General features: G+C 56.5%; 21 protein-coding genes. 10 read left to right on the plus strand and 11 right to left on the minus strand.

What is annotated here, in order from left to right:
• Nucleotides 1–71 precede the first annotated feature (71 nt).
• Nucleotides 72–1,052, minus strand: a complete 981-nt coding sequence (locus tag Q0915_RS26965) for a TRAP transporter substrate-binding protein (protein WP_299483828.1) — start codon at nucleotides 1,050–1,052, stop codon at nucleotides 72–74.
• A gap of 35 nt (nucleotides 1,053–1,087) precedes the next feature.
• Complete coding sequence (locus tag Q0915_RS26970) at nucleotides 1,088–2,266, minus strand: aminotransferase class V-fold PLP-dependent enzyme (protein ID WP_299483829.1); 1,179 nt, start codon at nucleotides 2,264–2,266, stop codon at nucleotides 1,088–1,090.
• A 119-nt stretch (nucleotides 2,267–2,385) separates the two neighbouring features.
• Between Q0915_RS26970 and Q0915_RS26975 the strand changes: the two genes are divergently transcribed.
• The gene (locus Q0915_RS26975) at nucleotides 2,386–5,277 is read left to right on the plus strand and encodes an FAD-binding oxidoreductase (protein ID WP_299483830.1); all 2,892 of its coding nucleotides are present in this window, start codon (nucleotides 2,386–2,388) and stop codon (nucleotides 5,275–5,277) included.
• 31 nt (nucleotides 5,278–5,308) lie between these two features.
• Nucleotides 5,309–5,977, plus strand: a complete 669-nt coding sequence (locus tag Q0915_RS26980; protein ID WP_299483854.1) for a GntR family transcriptional regulator — start codon at nucleotides 5,309–5,311, stop codon at nucleotides 5,975–5,977.
• Nucleotides 5,978–6,072: 95 nt separating this feature from the next.
• On the opposite strand, the gene Q0915_RS26985 is transcribed toward Q0915_RS26980, so the two are convergent.
• The 5 genes from Q0915_RS26985 to Q0915_RS27005 all read right to left on the minus strand — a co-directional run bounded on the left by Q0915_RS26985 (nucleotide 6,073) and on the right by Q0915_RS27005 (nucleotide 10,829).
• Nucleotides 6,073–7,158, minus strand: coding sequence for an Ldh family oxidoreductase (locus Q0915_RS26985; protein ID WP_299483831.1), 1,086 nt, complete (start codon nucleotides 7,156–7,158; stop codon nucleotides 6,073–6,075).
• Nucleotides 7,142–8,008, minus strand: coding sequence for an ABC transporter permease (locus tag Q0915_RS26990; protein WP_299483832.1), 867 nt, complete (start codon nucleotides 8,006–8,008; stop codon nucleotides 7,142–7,144). The genes Q0915_RS26985 and Q0915_RS26990 overlap by 17 nt, the downstream gene beginning before the upstream one ends.
• On the minus strand, nucleotides 8,005–8,814 hold the full coding sequence (locus Q0915_RS26995; protein WP_299483833.1) for an ABC transporter ATP-binding protein: 810 nt from the start codon (nucleotides 8,812–8,814) through the stop codon (nucleotides 8,005–8,007). The genes Q0915_RS26990 and Q0915_RS26995 overlap by 4 nt, the downstream gene beginning before the upstream one ends.
• Complete coding sequence (locus Q0915_RS27000) at nucleotides 8,811–9,836, minus strand: ABC transporter substrate-binding protein (RefSeq protein WP_299483834.1); 1,026 nt, start codon at nucleotides 9,834–9,836, stop codon at nucleotides 8,811–8,813. Before Q0915_RS27000 ends, Q0915_RS26995 begins: the two co-directional genes overlap by 4 nt.
• A 66-nt stretch (nucleotides 9,837–9,902) precedes the next feature.
• Nucleotides 9,903–10,829, minus strand: coding sequence for a fumarylacetoacetate hydrolase family protein (locus Q0915_RS27005; RefSeq protein WP_299483835.1), 927 nt, complete (start codon nucleotides 10,827–10,829; stop codon nucleotides 9,903–9,905).
• Nucleotides 10,830–10,965: 136 nt separating this feature from the next.
• Between Q0915_RS27005 and Q0915_RS27010 the strand changes: the two genes are divergently transcribed.
• From Q0915_RS27010 to Q0915_RS27020, 3 genes are all read left to right on the plus strand, one after another.
• Entirely contained in the window at nucleotides 10,966–11,646 is a 681-nt protein-coding gene (locus tag Q0915_RS27010; protein WP_299483836.1) for an FCD domain-containing protein, read from the plus strand.
• A gap of 150 nt (nucleotides 11,647–11,796) precedes the next feature.
• Nucleotides 11,797–12,480 (plus strand): fumarylacetoacetate hydrolase family protein, encoded by a 684-nt coding sequence (locus Q0915_RS27015; RefSeq protein WP_299483837.1) that lies wholly within the window; start codon nucleotides 11,797–11,799, stop codon nucleotides 12,478–12,480.
• Nucleotides 12,481–12,526: 46 nt separating this feature from the next.
• Nucleotides 12,527–12,787 (plus strand): hypothetical protein, encoded by a 261-nt coding sequence (locus tag Q0915_RS27020; RefSeq protein ID WP_299483838.1) that lies wholly within the window; start codon nucleotides 12,527–12,529, stop codon nucleotides 12,785–12,787.
• A gap of 898 nt (nucleotides 12,788–13,685) precedes the next feature.
• On the opposite strand, the gene Q0915_RS27025 is transcribed toward Q0915_RS27020, so the two are convergent.
• Nucleotides 13,686–15,110: a DUF2779 domain-containing protein gene (locus Q0915_RS27025; protein ID WP_299482336.1), complete on the minus strand. Its 1,425-nt coding sequence runs from the start codon at nucleotides 15,108–15,110 to the stop codon at nucleotides 13,686–13,688.
• Nucleotides 15,111–15,233: 123 nt separating this feature from the next.
• On the opposite strand from Q0915_RS27025, the gene Q0915_RS27030 reads away from it, so the two are divergent.
• Nucleotides 15,234–15,350 carry a DUF2235 domain-containing protein gene (locus Q0915_RS27030; RefSeq protein ID WP_299482333.1) on the plus strand — a complete coding sequence of 39 codons (117 nt, stop codon included), beginning with the start codon at nucleotides 15,234–15,236 and terminating at the stop codon, nucleotides 15,348–15,350.
• 491 nt (nucleotides 15,351–15,841) lie between these two features.
• On the opposite strand, the gene Q0915_RS27035 is transcribed toward Q0915_RS27030, so the two are convergent.
• Both Q0915_RS27035 and Q0915_RS27040 read right to left on the minus strand, forming a co-directional pair.
• Nucleotides 15,842–16,441 carry a hypothetical protein gene (locus Q0915_RS27035; protein WP_299482330.1) on the minus strand — a complete coding sequence of 200 codons (600 nt, stop codon included), beginning with the start codon at nucleotides 16,439–16,441 and terminating at the stop codon, nucleotides 15,842–15,844.
• 58 nt (nucleotides 16,442–16,499) lie between these two features.
• Nucleotides 16,500–17,003, minus strand: a complete 504-nt coding sequence (locus tag Q0915_RS27040) for an SRPBCC family protein (RefSeq protein ID WP_299482327.1) — start codon at nucleotides 17,001–17,003, stop codon at nucleotides 16,500–16,502.
• 325 nt (nucleotides 17,004–17,328) lie between these two features.
• On the opposite strand from Q0915_RS27040, the gene Q0915_RS27045 reads away from it, so the two are divergent.
• Nucleotides 17,329–19,392: a protein-disulfide reductase DsbD domain-containing protein gene (locus Q0915_RS27045; RefSeq protein ID WP_299482324.1), complete on the plus strand. Its 2,064-nt coding sequence runs from the start codon at nucleotides 17,329–17,331 to the stop codon at nucleotides 19,390–19,392.
• Here the strand turns inward: Q0915_RS27045 and Q0915_RS27050 are convergent.
• Nucleotides 19,389–20,285, minus strand: coding sequence for a LysR family transcriptional regulator (locus tag Q0915_RS27050; protein WP_299482321.1), 897 nt, complete (start codon nucleotides 20,283–20,285; stop codon nucleotides 19,389–19,391). The two genes, Q0915_RS27045 and Q0915_RS27050, sit on opposite strands and share 4 nt — an antisense overlap.
• Before the next feature lie 170 nt (nucleotides 20,286–20,455).
• Here Q0915_RS27050 and Q0915_RS27055 point away from each other — a divergent pair, with 170 nt between their 5' ends.
• The 3 genes from Q0915_RS27055 (at nucleotide 20,456) to Q0915_RS27065 (ending at nucleotide 24,221) form a co-directional block, all read left to right on the plus strand.
• The gene (locus Q0915_RS27055; protein ID WP_299482318.1) at nucleotides 20,456–21,511 is read left to right on the plus strand and encodes an SRPBCC family protein; all 1,056 of its coding nucleotides are present in this window, start codon (nucleotides 20,456–20,458) and stop codon (nucleotides 21,509–21,511) included.
• A 17-nt stretch (nucleotides 21,512–21,528) separates the two neighbouring features.
• On the plus strand, nucleotides 21,529–22,896 hold the full coding sequence (locus tag Q0915_RS27060) for a DsbA family protein (protein WP_299482315.1): 1,368 nt from the start codon (nucleotides 21,529–21,531) through the stop codon (nucleotides 22,894–22,896).
• A gap of 782 nt (nucleotides 22,897–23,678) precedes the next feature.
• Complete coding sequence (locus tag Q0915_RS27065; protein ID WP_299482312.1) at nucleotides 23,679–24,221, plus strand: metallophosphoesterase; 543 nt, start codon at nucleotides 23,679–23,681, stop codon at nucleotides 24,219–24,221.
• Nucleotides 24,222–24,242 lie beyond the last annotated feature (21 nt).

The raw sequence follows: 24,242 nt of genomic DNA on the forward strand, positions 1-24,242 counted from the left end.
GGAGGCTCACGCGGATCTGTCTTGCCACAAGAATGAAAGGGCAGCGGATTGCCCGCTGCCCGTTACAAGCGTCAGTTGGTATTTGCCAGGCCCAGAACCTGGTCAATCATGTCTTGCCCGCCTTCGACCTCGTCGGCGAATGCCTTGTAGATCGGCGCAGATGCCTCGACGAATGCATCCTTGTTCGCCTCATTCACCTCGACACCGGCGGCCTTGATGACGTCCAGCAACTCGGTTTCCAACTGGGCCGCTTTTTCGTAAGTGAAGTCTTGCGTGGACGCCGCACAAGCGGTCAACCCGGCCTGCACGTCCTCAGGCAGTTTCGCAAAGCCCTTCTGCGAAGCGAGGATATAGGCAGGCGTGTAGACATGGCCCGTAATTGACAGGTACTTCTGGACTTCCTGGAACTTTGCGGATGCAATCTGCGCATACGGGTTTTCCTGACCGTCCATCACGCCGGTCTGCAACGCGGTGAAGACGTCCGAGAACGCCATTGGCGTCGGGTTTGCGCCGTATTCCGTGAACATCTTGACACGCCATACGCCGTTGGGCGTGCGAAGTTTGATGCCTTCGAGGTCACTCGGCACATTGATTGGCCGCGTGTTGTTGGTGATGTGGCGGAACCCGTTCTCGGCCAAGCCGACGATGTGATATCCGCCACCGTTTGCAGCGTCCTGAAACTTGTCCATCATCGCGTCCTGGACACGGCGCATGTGATCGCGGTCACGGATGATGTAGGGCATCTCGAAAATGCCGAACGTATCATCGACCGAAGACATGACGGACGAGGGAAGCGCGAAGTCGACCTGACCCAGCTTCAGCTTTTGCAAAAGCTCCTTGTCCTTGCCCAACTGAGAAGAGCCGAACGTCTGCACCTCAACTTTGCCGCCCATCGAGGAATTCACACATTCCGCGAAATTGTCGACGCTTGCTTCGAACAGTGAACCAGGATTGCCGACATGGCCAAACTTCAGCGTGATGTCGGCGGCAAAGGCACTGCTTGTTCCGCCAATCGCAGCGGCTGTTGCAATAAGAATTGCCTTGATGGTCATGTGTGTTTCCTCCCTTGGAAATGTGACTGTTTTCGTCACTCTGCCGCGATTTGCGTGTTCTCCAGCATCGCCATCGCAGCTCCGACTCCCCCTGCGTTGTGGGGAATTCCGGCCTTTGTCAGGCCCATTTCGACGCCCGCCAGTGTTGCGACCAACATGAGATCATTGAAGTCACCGAGATGGCCAATGCGGAACACTTTGTCGGCGACCTTCGACAGGCCGTTGCCCAAAGAAATATCGTAGTGCTCCAAGGTCGTTGCCCTGAACCCATCTGCGCTGTGGCCTTCCGGGACCATGACAGCCGTCAGCACACCGCTCTCCTGCCCCTGCTTGTTGCAAAGAACTTCCAGTCCCCAAGTGCGGACGGCAGCACGTGCGGCCGCCCCGTGACGCGCATGTCGGGCAAAGACATTTTCCAGCCCCTCTTCGTGCAACATCTCAATGGCGACATTCAGTCCGTATAGAAGGTTCGTGGCAGGCGTATATGGGAAGTATCCAGTTTTGTTCGGACCGACCATATCCGCCCAGTCCCAGTATGACCGCATCAAGGTGGCCGAACCGTTTGCCACCATAGCCTTCGCACTTATCGCGTTGAACGAAAGACCTGGCGGCAACATCAGGCCCTTTTGTGATCCGGAAACGGTGACATCAACACCCCATTCGTCGTGCTGATAGTCGAGCGACGCGAGACCCGAGATCGTGTCAACCATGAACAAAGCCGGATGCCCGGCGTTATCGATCGCCTTGCGGATCGCGGAAATCGGCGAGACGGACCCGGTCGATGTCTCGTTGTGAACAACGCAGACGGCCTTGATCTCGTGATTTCTGTCTTCAGCCAGATAGGCCTCGATCTGATCCGGGTCGGCTCCGCCGCGCCAGTCGCCTTCAATGAACTCGGGCTTCAAACCCAGTTTTTCGGCGATCTTTTTCCACAACGTCGCAAAATGCCCGGTCTCGAACATCAGCACCCGGTCGCCCGGCGACAAAACATTGACCAGTGCCGCCTCCCAACCGCCGGTGCCCGACGATGGATAGATCACGACGTTCTGCTCGGTCTTGAAGATCGTTTTGATCCCTTCCAGGGCCTGCGCACCGACTTTGCCGAATGCCGGTCCCCGGTGGTCAATCACCTGACCGGAGATCGCACGCAATATGCGATCCGGAACTGAACTGGGGCCGGGAATTTGCAGAAAATGACGACCAGCTTGTCTCATAAATCGAACCTTGTGGGACCTGCGTTTGAACGTGCGGCACAGAATGACATTGAAGTTGTGAATATGCAATTTTTAATTCATAATTCATTTTCTGATTACGCAAGCCAAGGATCCCGCCGTTGAACGACATTGCGCGTGAACTTTCAAAAAGGGTGTCGGGCGATCTGTTGTTCGATCCGTTCTCGCGCGGCCGCTACGCGACGGACGCATCGATTTATCAGATGATGCCGGTGGGCGTGCTGGCACCCAGATCCGAAGACGACATCCTGGCGGCGATTGACTGCGCGCGCGATCAAGGTGTGCCGATCCTGCCCCGCGGCGGCGGCACATCACAGTGCGGACAGACCGTCAACGAAGCGCTGGTTTTGGACAACACCGAGTATTTCAACGAAATTCTCGAACTTGACGTTACCAACAAGCGCTGTGTCGTGCGCCCGGGCATCGTGCTCGATGAACTGAATCGGGCGCTCAAACCGCATGGACTTTGGTTCCCGGTCGATGTCTCTACCGCGTCCCGCGCAACAATTGGCGGGATGACGGGAAACAACTCCTGCGGTGGGAAATCCATCCGGTACGGCATGATGCGGGACAATGTCCTGTCGATCGACGCAATCCTGGCTGATGGCAGCAAACACAGGTTTGGGGCGGGTCTTGCCGAGCAGAATGCGGTCTATAATGCGCTTTCCCATGATCTTTCGGCGATTGGCCAGAGGGAATCGGCGGAAATCGCTGCCCGGTTCCCCAATGTCATGCGCCGCGTGGGTGGCTACAACATCGACGCGCTGACCTCTGGACCGGACGCCCAGAACCTCGCTCATCTTCTGGTTGGGTCGGAAGGCACGCTTGCCTACACAACCGCGATCGAGCTGAAACTCTCCCCGCTTCAGGACGGCAAAGCCCTGGGCGTGTGTCACTTCCCGACCTTCCATCAGGCAATGGATGCCGCACAACATCTGGTGACGCTTGATCCCGAGGGCGTTGAGTTGGTCGATCACACGATGATCGCGCTGGCCCGCGACATTCCTCTTTTTGCCAGGACAATCGAAAATTTCGTGACTGGCACGCCGGAGGCTTTGCTGCTGGTTGAGTTCACGCGGGCCAACGGGGAACAAAAGTTAAAAGACCTCGACCAGATGATGGCTGACCTCGGGTATTCCTGGACCGGGACCGGCAAGGCCTGGGGCGGTGTCACCGCGGTGACGGATGCAGGTCTGCAGGGACAGATCGCTGAACTGCGCAAATCCGGCCTTAACATAATGATGTCCATGAAGACCGCCGGGAAGCCCGTATCGTTTGTAGAGGATTGCGCGGTTGAACTGCCTGACCTTGCCGCCTACACGGCTGGGCTCACGGAGATTTTTGAACGCCACGGCACCACAGGGACATGGTACGCACATGCGTCGGTCGGGTGTCTGCACGTGCGCCCGGTGTTGAACCTGAAGCTGGACAATGACGTCGCCACGATGCGCGCGATTGCCGAAGAGTGTTTTGATCTTGTCGCCCGCTACAAGGGGTCGCATTCAGGTGAGCATGGCGACGGCATCGTCCGCTCGGAATTTCATGAAAAGATGTTTGGCTCCCGCATGGTCGCAACCTTTGAGGAGGTGAAGGACCGTTTCGATCCGGCCGGCGTGTTCAATCCCGGCAAAATCGTCAATGCGCCAAAGATGGATGACCGCAGCCTTTTTCGCTATGCAGCGGAATATCAGACCTCGCACCTGAAAACCGAACTGGATTGGTCCGAGTGGACGGGGAAAGACGGCGGATTTCAGGGTGCGGTTGAAATGTGCAACAACAATGGAGCCTGCCGCAAACTGAAGGGTGGCGTCATGTGCCCCTCATTTCGGGTGACGCGCAAAGAAAAGGACCTGACCCGCGGCCGCGCCAATACCCTCCGTCTTGCGATTTCCGGACAGCTTGGGCCGGACGCACTGGTATCCGACGAGATGGCAGATGCGATGAAACTTTGTGTGTCCTGCAAGGGCTGCAAGCGCGAGTGCCCGACAGGCGTGGATATGGCGCGAATGAAGATCGAGGTGCTGTCTGCGCGCGCAAAAAAGCATGGCCTGAGCCTTCATGATCGGCTTGTTGGCTATATGCCGCGATACGCTCCCCGGGCGGCGAAAATGCCGTTTCTTATGAACCTGCGGGACAAGGTGCCCGGTTTGGCCAAGGCAACTGAACGGTTGACGGGTTTCACAGCAAGACGTCCATTGCCCAAATGGGCTGCCAAACCGTTCGAGGACACCGAGGTCAGCGCGACCTCGACACCAGACGCCGTTTTGTTTGTCGACAGTTTCAACCGCTATTTCGAGCCTGAAAACCTGCGCGCGGCAGTCAGAGTTCTGAACGCCACGGGCAGTGTGGTTGATGTGGTAAAACCTACCGGCAATAGCCGTCCATTGTGTTGTGGCCGTACGTTTCTGTCGGTCGGATTGGTTGATCAGGCACGGCTAGAAGCAAAACGGTTGGTCGATGCTCTTATGCCTTATGCAGAACGCGGCGTTCCCATCATCGGCTTGGAACCAAGCTGCCTATTGACCCTTCGCGACGAGATACCGGTGCTGTTACCGGGAGAAGACAGCGCAAAGATCGCCAAACTGGCACTGATGTTCGAGGAGTTCATTGCCGACCAGGCAGACAATCCGCAGTTCATCTCGCGCCTTGAATCTCCAGCGCCCGAGGTCGTGTTACACGGGCACTGCCATCAGAAAGCAATGGGGGTTATGCCGGCAATCGAAAAAACGCTGGCACTCTTGCCGGATACTAGTGTTTCCAGGATCGACAGCAGCTGCTGTGGCATGGCCGGTGCATTCGGCTATGGTGTAGACACATATGACACATCGATAAAGATGGCCGAACTGGACGTTCTTCCCGCTGCACGCGCCGCATCTGGTGATGCAATAGTCGTGGCCGATGGCACGTCCTGCCGCCACCAAATCGCGGATAACACCGATCGCAATCCGATGCACATAGCCCAACTTCTCGACTTGGCACTGAAACGAGTGTAAACGCTGCAAAATGGCTGATTTATCCGCGAACATGACAATCGAACGAAGGTCGCTTCACCTTGAATTGGTGGAGCGTCTGCGTCCTTTGATCATTGAAGGCCAAATGGCCCCGGACAAAAAGGTCCCCGAAAAGGCCCTATGCGAGCAATTCAGTGTATCACGGACCCCAATGCGCGAGGCATTGAAGGTTTTGGCCGCGGAAGGGTTGGTGCGATTGGAACCAAATCGCGGCGCATGGGTCACCTCGATCACCGTAGAAGAGGTTGAAGAAGTGTTTCCGGTGCTCGCCGTTCTTGAGGGCCTGTCGGGGGAGCTGGCCTGCGAAAAGATCTCTGATGAGGAAATTGTCAAGATCCGCTCGCTTCACGACGCGATGATACAAAGCTATCGTGACAGGGACCTGGCCACGTATTTCAAGCTTAACCAGGACATCCATCTCGGCATACTTTCTGCGGCAAGAAACGAGACCCTGGCCAACTCCAGTATGGCATTGTCAGCTCGTATGCTGCGCGCACGATATGCGGCCAATATGTCCGACGAGCGCTGGGGCGAAGCTGTAGACGAACACAATGAAATTATTCGGGCGCTTGAAGCGCGCGATGGCAAGAAGCTGGCGTCAATCTTGATTGTTCACATGAAAAACAAGCAAAGCTCGGTGATGCGCTGGTTGCAGAACGCACCGGACGATGAAGCAAATTAAGGCACACTTGTCTCAGTGTGCCTTTGACTTGGCGCTGTCAGAATGACATCGCCCGCATCGCTTCTCGCCCGGACGGGCCCCGGGCAAACGCATTCTCAGCCTTTTGCGTGGTCATCCTGAAACGGAGCTTGCAGTCCGCAATCAGCAGCAAGCACATTCAGGTCGCGCCGCAGAGCGGGGTTCAGGGCCAGGCCGTTGGATCGGCGCGCATCAGCCGACGCGGTCTTTCCCTCACCCGGCAAACGCACAGGATCATGACCCGGAAGTGGTTCCGAGGCACGCATCTCGTCAAAGACCCGACTGGCGGTGCTCGCAAAATCGTCCCCAATTCCGAAGGCAGCGGGGTCGAGAGCCATGACAAACAGCCCGGTATTGGTGGAAGAGGTCGTGTCGTTCGTGAAGTCGACGACGTCTGATCCAAAGGCAGCCCCATTGAGGACACCGGCCATGAGCCCAATTGCAATCGACAAACCAAATCCCTTTGGGCCGCCGATCGGCAGGAGGAAGCCCTCTGATTTCCGGGCTGGATCCGTGAGCGGTTTGCCGTCCCGTCCAACCATCCAGCCTTCCGGCATCTCCCTGCCCTGTTGCAAAAGCGTTTTTATCTTTCCCATCGCTGCGACGGTGGTGGCCATGTCGAATACGAAAGGGTCGGCGCCGTCGGCAGGTGCTGAAAACGCAATCGGGTTGGTCCCAAGAAGAAGGTCGGTGCCTCCGTATGGAGGAACGTGGTTTGCGCTCCCGACTGCCGCCGCCATGCCAAGCAGACCAGCCTCGGCTTGTGGCCTCACATAGAGCGCCAGGGGCCCGGCATGATTGCCGCGGCGAACGCCAACCCAGCCAATGCCGGCTGCACGTGCCTTTTCGATGGCAAGATCACGCGCCGCGCACATTGCAAGATGACCGAGCCCGTCGTCCCCGTCGATCACGCCTGTGGCAATTGTTTCATGCGCCACGGTCACCGACGGGGTCGGGTTGCAGCCACCCCCATCCAAACGCGCCAGATACTGCCGCAGGCGAAAAACACCGTGTGTGCCATACCCGAAGATGTCCGCCTCTACCATGAGCGTGGCGACCTTGACGGCATCATCATGCGGAACACCCTTCGACTGCAGCGCCGCCGAAACAAAATCGCACAGGGTATGCACCGGTATGTTGGATGCTTCAGTTATCGTGCGCACCTACGGATTCCTTCTGCCAGAAGACGACCTTGCGCTGCGTCCATTGTACGATCAGGTAAAGCACCAACCCGACGAGGCTCAGGTACAGGATCAACGAGAACACCCGCGGCGTATTGAGCTGGGATGCGGCGACCCTGATCAGTTCGCCAAAGCCTTTGCCGCCGCCCAGGAATTCGCCTGTAATCGCGCCGGCCATGACACCAACGGCGCCGATTTTGAGCCCTGTGAAGATCTGCGGCAGCCCGGTGGGCAGTTTCATCTTGATCAATGTCTGCATCCGGCTTGCGCCCATGGTCTTGAAGAGCATGCGGGCATTCTCATCGGCCGAGTGAAGGCCTGCTGCCGTTCCAACCACGATCGGGAAGGTAGCGATAAACGCTGCCAAAGCCACTTTGGATTCGATGCCAAAACCAAGCCAGGCAACAAAGAGGGGCGCAAAGGCGACTTTTGGCATGGTGTCTATGGCTACCAGGTACGGCATAACGGCCTTTTCCCCGAACGCCGTTTCGCCAACGAGTACGCCAAGCGAGAAGCCGATGGCGATGGCAAGCGCGAACCCGTAGATCACCTCCTTGACCGTGATCCAGAGAGCGACAAGCATGTAGTCGCCACTGAGAAGATTGTTCCCGACGAAAATCATATCGCCGAAGGTCTCCCACGGCGTGGGCAGAATGATCGGAGAAACGAGCCCCATACGCGTGACCAGATCCCACGTGCCAATGAAAACCACGAACACAAATGTCATGGCGATCCAACGGGGCACGGAATCGATGAATGCAACTTCCTGAACCCAGACGGTATCGTCCGCCGCCCCGGTCTCTAGCCGCTGATTGGTGGGCGCATCAGTCACATGTTTTCTCCCTTGTCCAACATGCCGCGAATGTGATCCACGATTTCGCCAAATCTCGGCGTCGTCATCATATCGAGCGTGCGCGGCCGGGGCAGATCAACGTGGACGATCTCCGCAATTCGGCCAGGTCGGGGTTTCATCACGACGATCTCATCCGACAGTATCACCGCTTCCTGGATGGAATGCGTGACCAGAAAGGCCGTCGCGTCCTGCTCTCGGCAAATTCTCTGCAATTCCATATTCATCATGTCGCGAGACAGCTCGTCCAGCGCGCTGAATGGTTCGTCCAAAAGCAGAACAGCCGGTTCGGTAATCAGCATCCGGCAGATTGACGCGCGCTGCGCCATGCCACCGGACAGTTCGTTGGGATAAACGTTCTCGAACCCTTTCAACCCGACAATGTCGAGAAGGTCATACGCCTTTTCCCGTGCCAGCTTGGCGGCCGCTTTCCCATCGCGGATCTCGATCGGCAGCACGATGTTCTCGACCGCTGTCTTCCATGGGAAGAGCGTCGCCTGCTGGAACATCATTCCGATGTCCCGGCGCGGGCCGGTAACAGGTTTGTCCTGAAGGATCACTCGGCCTTTCGTGGGTGGAATCAACCCTGCCATGATCTTTAACAGGGTTGATTTCCCGCAGCCGCTTGATCCGATGACCGACGTGAAGCTTCCGTGGCGCAACGTGAGGTCAACGTTCTCCAGCGCGACCACCGCGTTGCGCGCGTAAGTCTTGCTGACGTTTGTCAGTTCGTAAACCGGCGCATCGGGTGAGGCGCCGGGATTTTCATGTGCCAAGGAGGCGTTCATTTTTTGACGGCCGCACTTCCGAGTTCAGCGAACTCATTGGTCCAAATCACATTCAGATCGTCGAGAGGCGCGGAGATTTCTCCGCCGGCTACGAGAGCGTCCTGCCATTCTCCCCAGACTTCCTCCGGATACCAGCCGAGATGTGGAGTGTCGCCGGCAGCAATCGTCTTGGAACGAACCGCGTCGAACAGCGCCGACTGGAACTCCTTGTCTTCGCCTTCCTGCGGATTGCCTGCGGCAAGGTGGGCAAGGACGGCATCGCGATTGGCGTCGTCCAGCGCAAAGGCATGGCCTTTGGCAAAAGCACGACTCCATCCTTCCACAAGGTCCCGGTCGTTTGCGATCGTATCGGCCATGGTGGCAATGCCGTTGCCGAAGAACCGGCCGAACTCGGCGGGCGTTATGTCACGAACCTTCATGCCGCGCTGATTGAGAATGGCCGTATCCGCGGTAGACGCAGAGTAGGCATCAATCTCGCCGTTCAAAAACGCCGCGGTTGCCGGACCACCGTCGCCGACGGTGAGGAACTCAAAGTCAGTGCCTTCGACCATTCCGGCACCTGTCAGCACGTTGCGGGCAAAGCCCACCTCCGCCCCGTCCGCCGTACCGGTCCCGATAACCTTGCCGCGCAGGTCCTCGACCGATTGGTAGTCGGAGTCTTCCTGGACTGCGATGCCAAAATTGCTCCGCGCAGCGACGTTGTAGATGTGCACCGCATCCACGCCACGCGAGCGCGCCGCGATAAGCGGACCCGGACCCGGGCGACCGAAGTGCGCTTGTCCTGCCGACAACGCCTGCAGAACCGCGCCTGAACCGTTGATGGCTTCGACAGTTACGTTCAAGCCCTCGTCCTCAAAGAAACCTTCGCCGATGGCGACAAAGACCGGAAATGAGTTGATGGCTGACGGGCTCGGCTGCACAAAAGTGATATCACGCAGGCCTTGCGCAAAGGCGCCCCTTGCTGACAATCCGGCTACCGGCAGCGCCGCCAGCAACGATGTGAATGTTCTACGGTTCATCATACGCTTATTCCTCCCTTCGCGTTCTTTCCAATCCCCCTCGTCCTATCGACGTCTTCGGAAGATCGCTTATACGGCACGCACCGAGTTCGTGAGCGTGCCGATCCCTGAAATGTTGCAAACGACGGTGTCGCCATCCTTTAGGAAACTTGGTGGTTCCATGGCGTATCCCACGCCCGACGGTGTACCGGTCGCGATGATGTCACCAGGCTCCAACGTCATGCCCTCCGACAACGAGGCGATAAGTGTCTCGATATCGAAAATCATGTCCGCGGTGTTGCCGTTCTGTCGGATCTCACCATTTACGGTCAGCGAAATCGGCAACGCATGCGGATCATCAATGGCGTCCGCGGTCACAATCCAAGGACCCATGGGGCAAGAGCCGTCAAAGGCCTTTCCCTTGAAATTCTGCCCGCCGTGGCGGCGCTGGACATCTCGGACAGAGATGTCATTCAAAATAGTATAACCGAAGACGTGGTTCATTGCGTCCGCCTTGGCGATATTGCGCCCGGGCTTGCCAATGATCACCGCCAGCTCGACTTCGTAGTCAGTTTGCTTTGAAACGCTCGGAAATGTCAGCACATCGCCACCGGGGCCCACGATGGACGTCGGCGGTTTGGTGAAGAAAACCGGATACTCGGTTACACCGACCTCTTGCTTCTGCGCCCGGTCGCCCTCTGTGATGTGTTCAGCATAGTTGCGCCCGACACATAGAACGTTCTTGCGAATGATGGGGATCGGCGCCAGCAACTCTGCCCCTTCGGGCAGAATTGCCGCGTCAAGGAGACCGGCTTCAGCATCGTTCACCAGGCTGCTTGCGATATCGAGCGTCTCTGGCGGTCCGGCAATCAGATGGAGCATTGAACTTGCTTTCAATGCCTCGGCAGCAGGTCCCGTCAGATGGTGCGCGGATTTGGAAAGGTCCAAAAGACGATCGTCATTCAGAACGGCCGCACAGATTTTCTCTCCACCCGCTGACACTGTGGCTAGACGCACGATATTCTCCTCCCTACACCGTCTTTTTTTGCGGCAGAGTGTCGCAAATTTTTGCGATCTCTTGCTAATCTTGCTGACAAGAGTTGATTGACTCTCGCTCTAATTCAATCAACCAATCAGCAAATTGGGTGGCGATATGAACGAGACAGCCGAACTATCACAAAGACTGCGTGACTTGATCGATAGTGCCGGATATCGGTTGAACGACCGCATCTTGCCCGAGCGCGAACTGTGCAAACGTCTGGACACGACACGCAACCAACTGCGCAAGGCCCTTGCCGACCTGGAGGCGCAAGGATTGATCTGGCGGCACGTTGGACGCGGCACATTTGTCGGTTCAAGGCCCGTCCTGAACCTTCAGGATGTTACCTACCTTCGCGACCAGATTAAGCCGGAACAGGTTGTCACGGTCCGCTACAACATTGAGCCCGAACTGGCGCGGCTCGCGGCAATGAATGCGAGCAAATCTGATTGTAAACAAATGAAGATTTGCGCTGAGAAGTGTCGCGAAGCAAAAGACTGGCGCGCTTACGAAGCTTGGGACAACAAGTTGCACCACGTCATCGCACGCGGCACACGCAATCAGCTTTACCTGTACTTTTTCGAAACGCTGAACTCGGTGCGCCGCTCAATTGTCTGGGGCCAGCCGCGCGATACCCGCAAGCCCGTGCCCGGCTATACAAGCTTCATAGAACACGATGCGATCGTGCGCGCGATCGCGGCCGGAAACGGCGAACTGGCCATGCAAATGATGCAGCAACATCTGCGCTCGGTTTATTCGCGGATGATGCCAGAAGCGGTTTTGGGTGAGGATTGAAGTCCGACCAATTACAGAAATGGTTGGTCAAAACTCATTGCCAACGCGTTTATTTTTTGTGCATTCGGTCCAAGTCATAAAGCGAGCGGTCCTAAATCGGTATCGCGAGGCTGCGGGCCTAACCACAACCGACCGCAAGCGAGGAAAGCGATGTCTGAGCACGTAATCGAGACACCAGAATTACACGTCATTCCCACCAGCGACGGAGGGTCTTTTCCCGTCCGTCGTGTCTACTGCATTGGCCGGAATTTTGCGGCACATGCTGTCGAAATGGGACACGATCCCAATCGCGAACCGCCTTTCTTTTTTCAGAAAAACCCAAATAATCTCGATGCTTCGGGCGAGTTTCCCTATCCACCTCACACGTCTGACGTACACCACGAGGTCGAACTCCTGGTAGGCCTGAAGAGCGGCGGCACAAACATCGCCCTGTCAGATGCGCTGAACCATGTCTGGGGCTACGGCGTGTCGCTGGACATGACACGAAGAGACCTGCAGGGCGAGATGAAGAAGATGGGACGCCCATGGGAAATCGGCAAAGCCTTCGAACGGTCCGGACCGGTGGGCCCATTGCATCCGGTATCCGAAGTTGGCCACCCCGATCAGGGGCGGATTGCACTGACGGTCAATGGCGACTTGCGGCAAGAAGGCGATTTGAACCAGATGATCTGGAAAGTACCGGAAATGATCTCTTATCTCTCTGAATATTTCGAACTCGCAGCGGGAGATGTGATCATGGCCGGAACCCCTTCGGGCGTAAATGCCGTGAAGCCAGGCGATACCATGGAAGCAAGCATCGAATCCGTCGGCGTACTGTCCGTCAAGGTCGTCTGAAGCCAGAAGAGCCGGGCGGTCTGGGCTTTCTCTGAACAGCCAATCGTTGGATGATCACTCGCTCGTTCATCCTGAAGGGCGCACACCAGATCCGACCTGGGTCAACCCGGACATCCAGGAGGGCATACAAGCCGTTGCATCTAGAACCTCCGTTGTTGCTTTTCGGCAAAAGGGTGTTGTCTTGGGGTTGATCGCAGCAAAGCCGGTGCAGGGATCAGCTCTTGGCGGGATGGTTGATCCGTCCCTTTTGAAGAGGTCAACCGTTGTGCTTCGGGAAACGGAGGTCATCGTGCGTGGTCTGTTTTAGGTCAGGACGACAAAAGCCCGCCGGCTTTTGCCATGCGGTCTGATTTTTGTTTCGGGTTTAGGATTTGGCTTTTCTGCCCCGTTGCGTCGGACGTTGTCCTCCTTCGGGGACCCTGTCAGGTTAAGATCGGCGACCCCTTCCAACAAAAAAGCCGCCCGGGAGGGGCGGCTTGTTTTTGTTGGTTTCGGGTTTAGGATTTGGCTTTTCTGCCCCGTTGCGTCGGACGTTGTCCTCCTTCCGGGGACCCCGTCAGGTGCAAATCGGCGAGCCCTTCCAATAAAAAACCCGGCGCGAGGCCGGGTTGTTTTATTGGTTGCGGGAGCAGGATTTGGTGTTTTTTTGCCCTTCTGCGTCGGGCTTTGGCCCTCCTTGATGGGGCCCGGGAGGTTCTCACCTGTATCCACTGTCCAGATACGCCAAAGGCCGCCCTGTCGGACGGCCTTTGGCGTATCTGGTTGCGGGAGCCTGATCACACCGAGACTTTAAGGTTTGGCACTCTCAACCACTCCTTTGCAGTTGCTACGCGGCAATGGGCAACAACCCTTAGCACGGAACGGCACCTGCCTTATGCGTGACACCCGTTGACGCGCATCGGAAGCGATCGGGCGGGTGTTCCATTTTATGTCCGTGACGGCATAGGATGGACTATTTAGGCCAATAAATGGCTCAAATGAGAAAACCCGGACGCCAATGGCGTCCGGGAAACACCAGGAGGGAACAAAGTTAGAACACGACGTATCGAGCAATGAGGCGATTGGGTTGCGCCATAGATTTTGGACGCGTTTGGCAACCAAAGGCGCATCCTGGTTTTCGCATTTTTGATGAAACCCAAGCTGATGGATTTGTCGAAAGGCATCAGATAGGCCTCATTCCGTCGATACCTATGAGATAATCATCTTTAGCGATCGCGTATCAGCGTCTCGGCGAACTGAAATATCCGGACCATCGCGAGAGTATCGAGCTCACAATACGCGAGAAGCGCCTTTCGCAGTTGCGCGCGCTTTTCCGGATCCTCCTCGTTGATCATCTTGTTCCAGCCGTCCATTGCCGCAGTACCGTCGGCAATCTCCATCTCCTTATAACTCAATTCCGGAACGACAACGGGAAGGACCTTCTTGATGGATGTCGATCCGTTGAAACGGATATCGACGTACCCTGTCTTGAACACATCCATCAGATCGACTGTTCGCTCGACCAGTCCTAGGAGGAAATCTGCCTTGTCAGGAAAAGCCTCGGCCATCTCCTTGTTTCGTGTGTTCTCGAAAGCCCTGTTCCAGGTAATGATGGAACCGGTCTCACCAATAGCCCTTTCCAGAGCCTCCACCAATGGACGTGGTAGCTCTGGCCGATCCGCCAGATACTCCACATGTTCGAGCCCTCCGTCCTCCTGGAGGACATGAAGAGAGAATTGAAAGGGAACCTGTTCCTGGGGCCTTGCGCCATCAACGACTGGAACGGCAGAAGCGTAGGTTTCGTAATCAAGAAAATAGAGCGGGTACTCCAATACGCTGATGAAATTTTCGATATCGGCGATATCGACGTAGGGAGCTCCGGCATTGTGAGCCCTTATAATCGGCTGCTGGAGCCGTGTGACCTCATCAAGTCCTATTTGATCCAAGCCAAACCGCCCCTGCGCGACGAAGGCCTCTAGCTTCTTACTAGACAGCGGCGGAAGCGAATAAATCGAATATTTTGGAATGTCCGGATTGAAGTAGTCGAAGCTGTCGCAGTGATGAGAACGACTGAGGTTCAGGCAACTACACGAACTCTCATCAATCGCCGCTTCGTTGAGAAGTCCTAGGGCCTCTGCAATATGCCGCTCCGTCTCCGCGAGAAGGCCTTTAACACGAGCCGTCTCATCAGCGAAGGACAGTAGGTCTGCGGGATCTATCGCGCCGTTGCGGACGTAGTCTTTGTTCAAATGCACGATGAAGATGTTTCTGACTTCGCGACCTGTTTTTGTTGCAACGATCGTCTGGAAGGCCGCATCCTTCAGTTGATTGTGAGGATTGCTGTCCTTCACGCTCGTCGAGGACTTGATCTCGAATATATCAACCGTCCCGTCTTCGTTTGCTCGTAGCATGTCCGCCCGGGCATAAAGCCCCTCATCCGTCTCAAAAACATCCTGAAAGGAATAGGCCGCAGCATCCGGCCAGCCCTGGACCAAATGGCGCACATAGTCTTCGACCAGATAGCCCTCCGCAGCCAACTTTTTCGCGTATTCGGAAAACTCACCTTCAGGGTAGACTTCCGGTTTTCGCTGCTTGAGCCAAAGCGACTTTGGACAATTAAGATACTGAATAAAATCGGTCTTCGATAACATCGCGCTGCCCTCAGAACCCGCCGAACCTATTATTCCGGGCAATTGGAAAAAATTTCAACTACTGATTTAATCGACAGACTACAGGCCGGTTCAGATCTAGCGGGATCCTGGGGAGGAAAACGTATGGGGAAGAATATCGTCGTATGCTGTGACGGCACCGGAAACCAGATCGAGAAAAACCTATCGAACGTTCTAAAACTGTTTCGCGTGTGCCGGAAGAATGACGAGCAACGCGTCTAACGTGCCATATGGAGTATCTGATTTTTGCCGACCAAGAGTTGGTATCAAACTCACAAGAGATTGTTTGAGATTGGGCCGGGAACAAACAATCGGGTTTCAGGCACCAATCTACCGAAGCAAGCATTTGCTCTACTCAGCCATTTGTTTTTTGGCCCGGAGCTCTCCCGTATGCCTGGCGCAATGAATGTCCAGAGCGAGCTCAAACTACGGGATGCTGTAAGCTGCACCAAGGTCTGAAAACAGCTATGAAGCGGTCATTCGAGAATGGTTCCTGCTTCTGTGTTGCGATGGATGGTGGCGATTTGCGCAGGATTTCAGTGGGTTGAGTGATTTCGTGTGCAACGATTGCTCATCAATCTATCGCATGACATCGCGCCCCAACGCGCCATTGGGGACACAACGTCAGAAGCATCACTTCGGCGATTGGAAAAACCGCCGCCTATCGATTGCGCGGCGCGATACGATCTCGTCCCCCTCCGAAACTCCGGCGTTCAAAACACCTCGCCGCCGTAGATCTCCGCAAGATTTTCTGCGCTCGATTCCATGAACATCGGCATCATCCTCGACATCATCCAGCCTTTCATGCTGGTAGTTTCAAAGTACCGCCGCATGTGCATGATGGATCCGCCCTCGGCGGGGGTGACGATCACGACCCCCCGGTGACCTTCAAAAGCATCAGGTGCCCAAAGTGGCCTCGCGATCATGGAAGCCTCTGGGTCAAGATGCACGATTTCGTCTGTTTCGCCTTCCTTGTAAGAAACAAGAGAACCGACACCAAAGTCCCCAGTTTCCCTGGCTGAGTTGTCAATCACAACATTCTCCGGTGGAGGGGATACCCACTTGGAGTAGTCTTCGAACGCAGCGACGATCACCATCGCTTCAGACGGTGTCATCGGCAGGAACACCTTGACCTCAGCGCCGAGCGGTTTATCGGTGAAATCGCGGACATCCAACTCCCCAAACACATGAGTTTCGGGCGAAAGGCCGACACCCGGGTCGCTTCTCAGAGTGGGGCTGAAACTGAGAAACCCAAATCCCCCCACGATAGCGATCACGACGAGGCCGCCAAATATTTTGAGTATGTTCTTCATCTCTTTCTCCATCGTAGGCGGCGCGACGACCGGCCACGCCCTGTTTCGTTTTGATGTTTTATGCGGGCACGACACCAGCCGCAGACGGGGAGCTGTGCTTGACGCCTTTGCTGTCGATCTTTCCGCCGGTCTTGAGGTGGTGCTCGAGGCTTTCCAGCATCAGCGACACGCGCTTTTTCATCATTGGCTTCATCATGAGATTTCCCATGATCGCGCCGAGGGGCCCCATGCCGATTTCTATGTCCATTTCGACGGTGACGTTGGTGATGTTGCCAACTGGGCTAAGGCGGATGACGGACATCCCGCCCTTCATAGGTTTGGGGGTCTCGCTGAGCGACATGTGAATGGCGCGACCTTCGTCGATTTTTGTGATTGTCTCGACGATGGACGTCTTGTCGACGAACTCACAGCGGCGCTTGGCGCCTACTCCGTGGTTATTCTCGCTCAGCAGCGGGGAGCTCACGACCCATGGCTGAAAGCGCCAGATGCCGCCCCAGTCGTTGAAGGCCGCCCAGACGTCTTCGGCCGACGCATTCACGCGTTTTGTCATTTCAGCATGCATGTTTTTGTTCCTTCTAGGTTTAAGGGTGAGGTGCGCGCGACACGCGCCTATGCGGCATTTTCCGCGAGATCGTCATCGGACAGGGCATAGCCCGCCATACCCGCTGCGGCACCTTCGGCGGTGTCGGATGTCTTGAGCTCAACTGATATGAGCGAAGGCTTGGACATGGCCGTAACTCCTTTGATTATCGATGACGCCAAGGTGGGGGCTTGGCTTCATCTACGCCATGCTCAATTTTGCACCGGTCAGTTCCAAAAATGATGGATGTTGGCCTGAAGTTGGTCCGTTAGGATGTGTGCAGTTATCTGAGAACAGGAGTGGTCCGATGAGGTTTTTCAGGTCGTTTGCAGTTGCGATTGCCCTCTTTTCAGGGTTGTCCGCGCAGGCGGATGAGGGCTGGACGGATCTGGATTTGTCCAGCGCGCGGTTGATCGCGGCGCAAACGGCAGCGCCAGCCGATGGGCCGCTTCAGGTCGGCGTCGACATTCGGCTCGTCGATGGCTGGAAAACCTATTGGAGAAGCCCAGGCGACGCGGGGTATCCGGTAACGGTGGATTGGTCGGGTTCGGACAACGCCCAACCCACCCAAATGCAATGGCCGGCACCGCATCGGTTTTCGTTGTTCGACCTTGACACCTTTGGATACGGCGAACGCGTCGTGTTTCCGGTGAATGTGAATGTCCCAGATCCGACACAGCCCGTTCAATTGAATGCGGTGGTAGACTATCTGCTCTGCAAGGAAATTTGCGTCCCGCAGGTCGCCTCAGTCTCTCTTACACTTGAACCAGGCACGCCGACCGCTGGCCCGGATGCGCAGTTGATAGACTTCTACCTGTCTCAGGTTCCGGGCGATGGTTCGCAATCCGGTTTGTCTCTGGACGACGTCACCCTAACGGACACCGGCAACGGCATCTCAGTGCGCGTTAAGTCCGTTTTCCCGCTGACTTCTCCGGACGTGGTCGTGGAGGGACCAGAAGACTTCCTGTTTTCGAGGCCAATGATAGAGTTGCAGGAAAACGGGCTGGGATTTTCGGCAACGCTAGAGGCCGAGACGTTTGAAGGGACGCCCGCCGACCTCGCGGGCAAAAACCTGACACTCACCATCGTGGATGGCACACGCGGTCTTGAAGCTCACCTGAACACCGCGGCGTTCGCCCAGGCAACGACCGGCATCTCGATTTCCGCGTTTCTGGGATTCGTCGGGATCGCCTTTGTCGGCGGCATGATCCTTAACCTGATGCCGTGCGTGCTGCCCGTGCTGTCTTTGAAGCTGCTCTCGGTCGTGTCTTACGGTGGGCACAGCCCGGCGAGAGTGCGGCTGTCTTTTCTCGCTTCAGCCTTGGGCATCCTCGCCTCGTTCTGGGTCCTCGCACTTGGGGCTGTCGCGTTGCGATCGATCGGTGTTGCGGTGGGATGGGGCATTCAATTCCAGAACCCCTACTTCCTTGTCTTCATGGCCGTCATCGTTACGGTGTTCGCCTACAATCTGCTGGGCATGTTCGAAATTCCGCTCCCAAAATGGATGTCCGGAGCCGCGCAGATCGGCAACTCCGACACGCTAAAGGGTCACTTTCTGACGGGCGTCTTCGCAACACTGCTAGCAACCCCGTGTTCCGCGCCCTTCGTCGGAACAGCAATCGGTTTCGCGCTTTCATCGGGCACGTTCGAGATACTCGTTATTTTCACGGCGCTCGGTGTCGGTCTTGCCGCGCCCTTCCTGCTGGTTGCTGTGTTCCCTCGACTTGCGACGTCGATGCCCAAGCCCGGCAAGTGGATGCTAACAATGAAGAAGGTGCTTGGGCTTGCCCTTGCTGCAACGACCGTGTGGCTTCTATTCGTCATCGCTGGCGTTTCTGGGCAGAGCCTTGCCATCGTCGTGTCGGTTGGCCTTGTCGCTATGGGGGCGGCGCTTTGGACAGGCCGGTCGGTTCAGGGCTGGGGCGGCGCCATCGGAGCGACACTTGCCATTGTCGTGTTGGCACTGTTGTTCAGCCCTAGCGTGATCACCTCGCCGCAGCCCGGTGCGTCCTCTGTGGCAACAGCCGAATTCGGAGTATTCAACGTAGCGGAGCGAGACCGTCTCGTCTCGGCGGGCGAGGTCGTCTTCGTCGATGTGACAGCGGATTGGTGCATCACGTGCCAGGTCAATAAGCGCATTGCCCTCAGCGACGGCGATGTACGCGCGGCATTGGAAGCGGAGGGAGTCGTGCCCCTGCAAGCCGACTGGACGCAGCGCGACGATAGCATTCTTTCGTATCTGACGAGCCACGGCCGCTACGGCATTCCGTTCAATGTGGTCTACGGGCCCGGCGCGCCGGACGGGATCGTGCTGCCTGAGCTTTTGACCCGCGGAGCCGTCCTAGACGCCCTTCGGGAGGCGCAAGGTTAAGCGCCGCGCCCCTCGATGAGATCAAGCTTGTCGGAAACGGCGTCGTATAGATACTCGCGGAAACTGCGAAGTCGTACACTGTCCCGCAGGTCCGGATGGGTCAGAACCCACAGCGACGTATGCGGAACCGGTCGTGCGCCGGGTACCCGCTGAAGTCCCGGTTCGAGGTCGCCCATCATGCATGGTAGAAAGGCCATACCAAGGCCACGCTTGGCAAAAGCCATCTGAACAAACACGTCGTCGAAACTGCCGGTGACTGGCATGGGCTCCAGCCCCGCCGAGTGAACCCATTTTGGATATTCGACAACGTCATCCCATCCAAGCCAACGTCCGTTTCGATCGGATCCTGTAAAGACATGTGACTCGATGTAACCGGCCGAGGCATAGGCACAAGACGCCTGAGTCGCCAGGTTGCGCCCAACCAGGTAGTCAGGCGGTGAATTGCCTTGCGATGTAAAACGCATTGCGATGTCAGCTTCCCGCTTTGACAGATCAAGAAGGTCCTCGGTTATATCGAGGATCAGGTTAACGAGTGGATTTTGCTCAACGAAGCTGGCTAGGTCGTCGGTCAGAACGCAAACGGCCATTGGTAACGGAAGAGTAAAGCGGACGTCGCCGGACAGCTCGCGGTCCCGTCCCGCGACGGACCGTTCGGCAGAATGCATTGTTTCTTCAATCGTTCGCGCCGATCCAAGCAGGTCTTCGCCCGCCGAGGTTATCAGCAAGCCGTCCGACGTCCGGTCAAAGAGTCGGGTCTTTAACGCAAATTCAAGCGCATCCATTCTGCGGGACACCGTGGAGTGCGCGACCTTCAAGCTATCTGATGCACCGCGGATCGAACCCGCACGCGCGACGGCGAGAAAGACCTTCAAATCGTTCCAATCGACAGACACCGTGGAGATCACCTTTGGCTAAGACGCTGTATTTTCGTTCGTGTGTGGATGTCACACTTCAATATAGCCGGTGTTCCATTTTTCGTCCAGGGCGGCCCCTAAATAGAACATAAGGTGCATTTTCGAATGGTGTAGTTTTTGCGCGCAGGTACCCAACCAGGAGGATTCCCATGCGCCTGATTTCTGCTCTCAAGACAACCGCCGCCATTGTGGCCGTTGCCACAAGTCTCGCGGCTACCGCACCTGTTGCGATCGCTCAGGAAATGCCGCCGCGTGTCGTCGGCGCGGTCATGGTCGACGAACTGACCATGGCACCGATGCAATTTACAATTGAAGTCGAACTTGCCGCCTCGCCAGCGGACGTCTTTGCGTTCGTCACAGATGCCGACAACGTCGCCAAAGTGGTAGATGGCGTGGACGCCGCGATGATGGCCGCTGACGGCATGTCTCGCGATCTGACCTTGTCCGACGGTAGCAAGATCAAAGAGATCATCCATGTCAACGACGCCGACAAACTTTCGTTCGCCTACAGTCTGGCCGACGGCAACCCGATGGGGTTCTCGAACCACCTTGGCGTCCTTCAGGTACGTCCTGCCGAAGAGCGCGAGGGCTCGGTTGTGAGCTGGCAGCAATATTATGATGGACAGGCCAGCAAAGAGGATCTCGAGCTTTACACGAACGCCGCGGCCAGCCTGGCTTCGGAATTGGGCGGTTACATTGCGGGTACCCATACCGGAATTGCCGACGTGACGCTCACCCATACCCGGGTGTTCAACGTTTCGGCGCAGGAGGTCTGGGCTGAGGTTGCCGAGAACTACGCCAATGCTCACGAATGGTCGAGCGTGATCGAGTCCATCGAATTTGAGGACACGGATGGAAAAGTCGGCGACGTTCGCGCCTGCTTCATCCCCGGTCTTGGTGGCGCGACCCGCGAGATCATCACACGGTACGACGAAGATAATCTCACCTATGCTTACGCGATCGAAGAAGGTATGCCTCCCTTTGTGACTACCAACGAGGCAGTGTGGAGCGTCGCACCGATCGACGAGAACACTTCTGAAGTTACGGTTTCGATCGTTTTCGAGACCGCCCCTGGTGTTCCACCGCAGGCCGTCGCATTCGCGCGGACGAATTTCTACATGTTCGCCGGGTTCGGTATCGACGATCTCAAGTACTTCCTCGAGAACGGGGAACCCTACGCCCGTCAGTTCCCGTCACCGACCTGATCGCAAAGGTGCTGCACATGCTTAGATTCAAGTCAATGTTGATGGCACTTGGCGTGGCAGCTACTCTTCTTGCTGTGGCACCGACCGGTGCCACAGCGCAGTCGGCATCCGAGACGGTCACGCTGACAACTGGAGTCGGCGAAGTCGAAGCCCGGATCATGCGCCAGGCTGACATGCCTGGCGCCGCGCTGATTGTCGGGCTTCACGGCTACGGGATGGATGCCAGGCAGATTGAAACCCTTGTCAACGTCGAACCCCAGGCGGATCACGCCTTTGTTGCGCTCCAGGCGCCTGTTCCCGTAGAGGGCGGAGGCGGAGCTTGGTACCCGGTTGACGACAGCTCTGGCTTTGTCGCCGTTGACCCCGATGACGTGCGCTTGAATGCGGAATGGGTCGCCAGCGCGACCTCTGCGCTGGTTACTGAGACTGGCACGGACCCGGCGCAAGTCTATATCGTTGGCTTCAGCCAAGGCGCGTCGATGACGCTTGGTCTTGCGTTGACCCACCCCGATGTCGCTGCGGGCTACGTCGCTTTCGCAGGCGGGTTACCACCCGGGGTCCGCGCCGAGGACTGGACAGTCGAAGACGGCGCACCTGTTCTTTTGGGGTATGGCACTCGCGACGCGCGATTTAGCGCCGAGGAACTGGATGCAACAGTCGCCACGCTTTTAGAAGCTGGGTTATCCGTTCAATTGGAAACCTTCCCGGTCCCCCATGTCGTCAGCGGGGCCGGACGCCGCGCAATTGCAGCTTGGATAGACGACCGGATCGCGGGTGTGCCAGTAGCACAAATTCGGCCACTTCCCATTGCGGTCACAGCTGCGCCGGACACCGGCGCTGAGCCGGATGCCGTGATTGCCGAAGCTTTGGCCGCGGCAGAGGCACGAGGCGGCTACTTCGGGAACCCCGACGGCGATCTCGTGATCTACAAATTCTTCGACTTCAACTGCTCCATCTGCCGGATCGCACACCGACAGATGGGTCGTTTCCTTGCGCAAATGCCCGACAACACGCGCGTCGTCGCGGTGGACGTGCCGTTGATCGGGCCAGGTTCGCGCGAAGCAACGGCACACACATTCTCGCTCGTGTCCCCTGACGATTACAACCGCGCCTACCACGCGTTGATGGTCGGACGGGGTCAGATAAACGGCGTGCGGGCCTTGCGCGAACTTGAGAAACTCGGAATCTTGCCAGGTCTGACCGACACTCAGGAAGCGATCGACGCCTACCAGAACGAAATGCGGATCAACACTGCCGCGATGCGCGCTCTTGGGATACAAGGAACGCCAGGCTTCTATGTCCGGCTTGCAGATGGTCGCGAACAGGCCTTTACCGGCTGGGATGCTGCTGCGATCGCCGCTTTCGTAGGTGTCACACTCGAATAATCTTGCAGCAAAAGAGTCACGTTTCCACGACCGTAAACGTCATTTTCAGAGTGAAAGTCAGGTGCACTAAGAACCTTGCTTACAATGAGACGACGCTGTGAATCTGGGCGCCAGTGCTTCAAAAAGTGTCTTTTTGGGCAGCAGCGTTTCTTGGCTTGTTCTGCTCCCAACGCGGGCAAATACCTAGTGGCGCGAGTCCACCCCTGCGGATCGAAATAACATTCATTTGCAAAGTGGACCTTCATGCAAATCACTGGAAAAGTCCGCTTTCCGCCCAATCCGTGAATTTGCTGCGCCTCAAATGAACGTCTGCTTTCGGGCGCAGCCTAATATGCGGCGGACGTCCGACATGCGGGCGCATAGCTGCCATTGATTGAGACCACTGTCTATGGCGGCTAATAACCAAGCGGTCGATCTGGATAGTGCATTTTTGAAGTTGCGAACCGAGAATTTGGTGAAGAGTTTAAGTTCACACATGTATGAGATGTTTCTTCTGAACAAGGCAACTTCGAACCACGGCCCGTCAGGTGCGATGAAGTCTCTGAAAAAGCACTTCGTTTCACCAGAAAATGGCTCCGATTGATAGACGAGCTTCCGCCACATCAGACCGGCCTCTCGCTTTGGTGAACCTGTTAGGCTACCTCGAACCAGATCCTGCTCTTGCCCGCAGTATTTGGAAAACACCGAAGTAAGTTCGATCTCGTTCAAACATGTGACTGATTTCTCAAGCTACATGGCGTCTCAAGTAAACTTTCAGCTATTCGGAAATTGGAACTTCAATCGTGACAACCTTTTTCACAAGCGACACACACTTCACCCATGACCGAATCTTGAAATTGGCCAACCGACCATACCGTTCCATTCAGGAGATGGAAAAAGCGTTCATCCAAAACTGGAATGCCACCGTTTCTCGAGAAGACACAGTGTGGCACTTGGGAGATTTTGGATTTGACGAAATATCTCCGGGCAAAGCCGCCGAGCTCTTCCATCGCCTTAACGGAAAGAAGAACCTGATTTTAGGAAACCACGATCCTTCCCACCTCCCAACCCTACCCTGGGAAAGCACAAGGACCAGCATCGAGATCTCAGTCGAGGGTGAATGCGTTTTTTTGTGCCATTATCCCTGGATGACGTGGCCGGGTGCTCGCAAGGGTGTAATCCACTTATTTGGGCACTTGCACGGAAAGTGGCTTGGAACTGACCGCTCCACAGATGTCGGTGTAGACGCATGGGGCTATAAGCCGGTCTCGCTTCCTGAGATAAAACGGCGTCTGGCGAAATTGAAGCCAAACGAAATATTGAAAAAGACGGGAGCGAGGATGTGACGACACTCTTTTGGTGTTTTG

It is taken from the genome of uncultured Roseibium sp., from assembly GCF_947494555.1.
Classification (GTDB): domain Bacteria; phylum Pseudomonadota; class Alphaproteobacteria; order Rhizobiales; family Stappiaceae; genus Roseibium.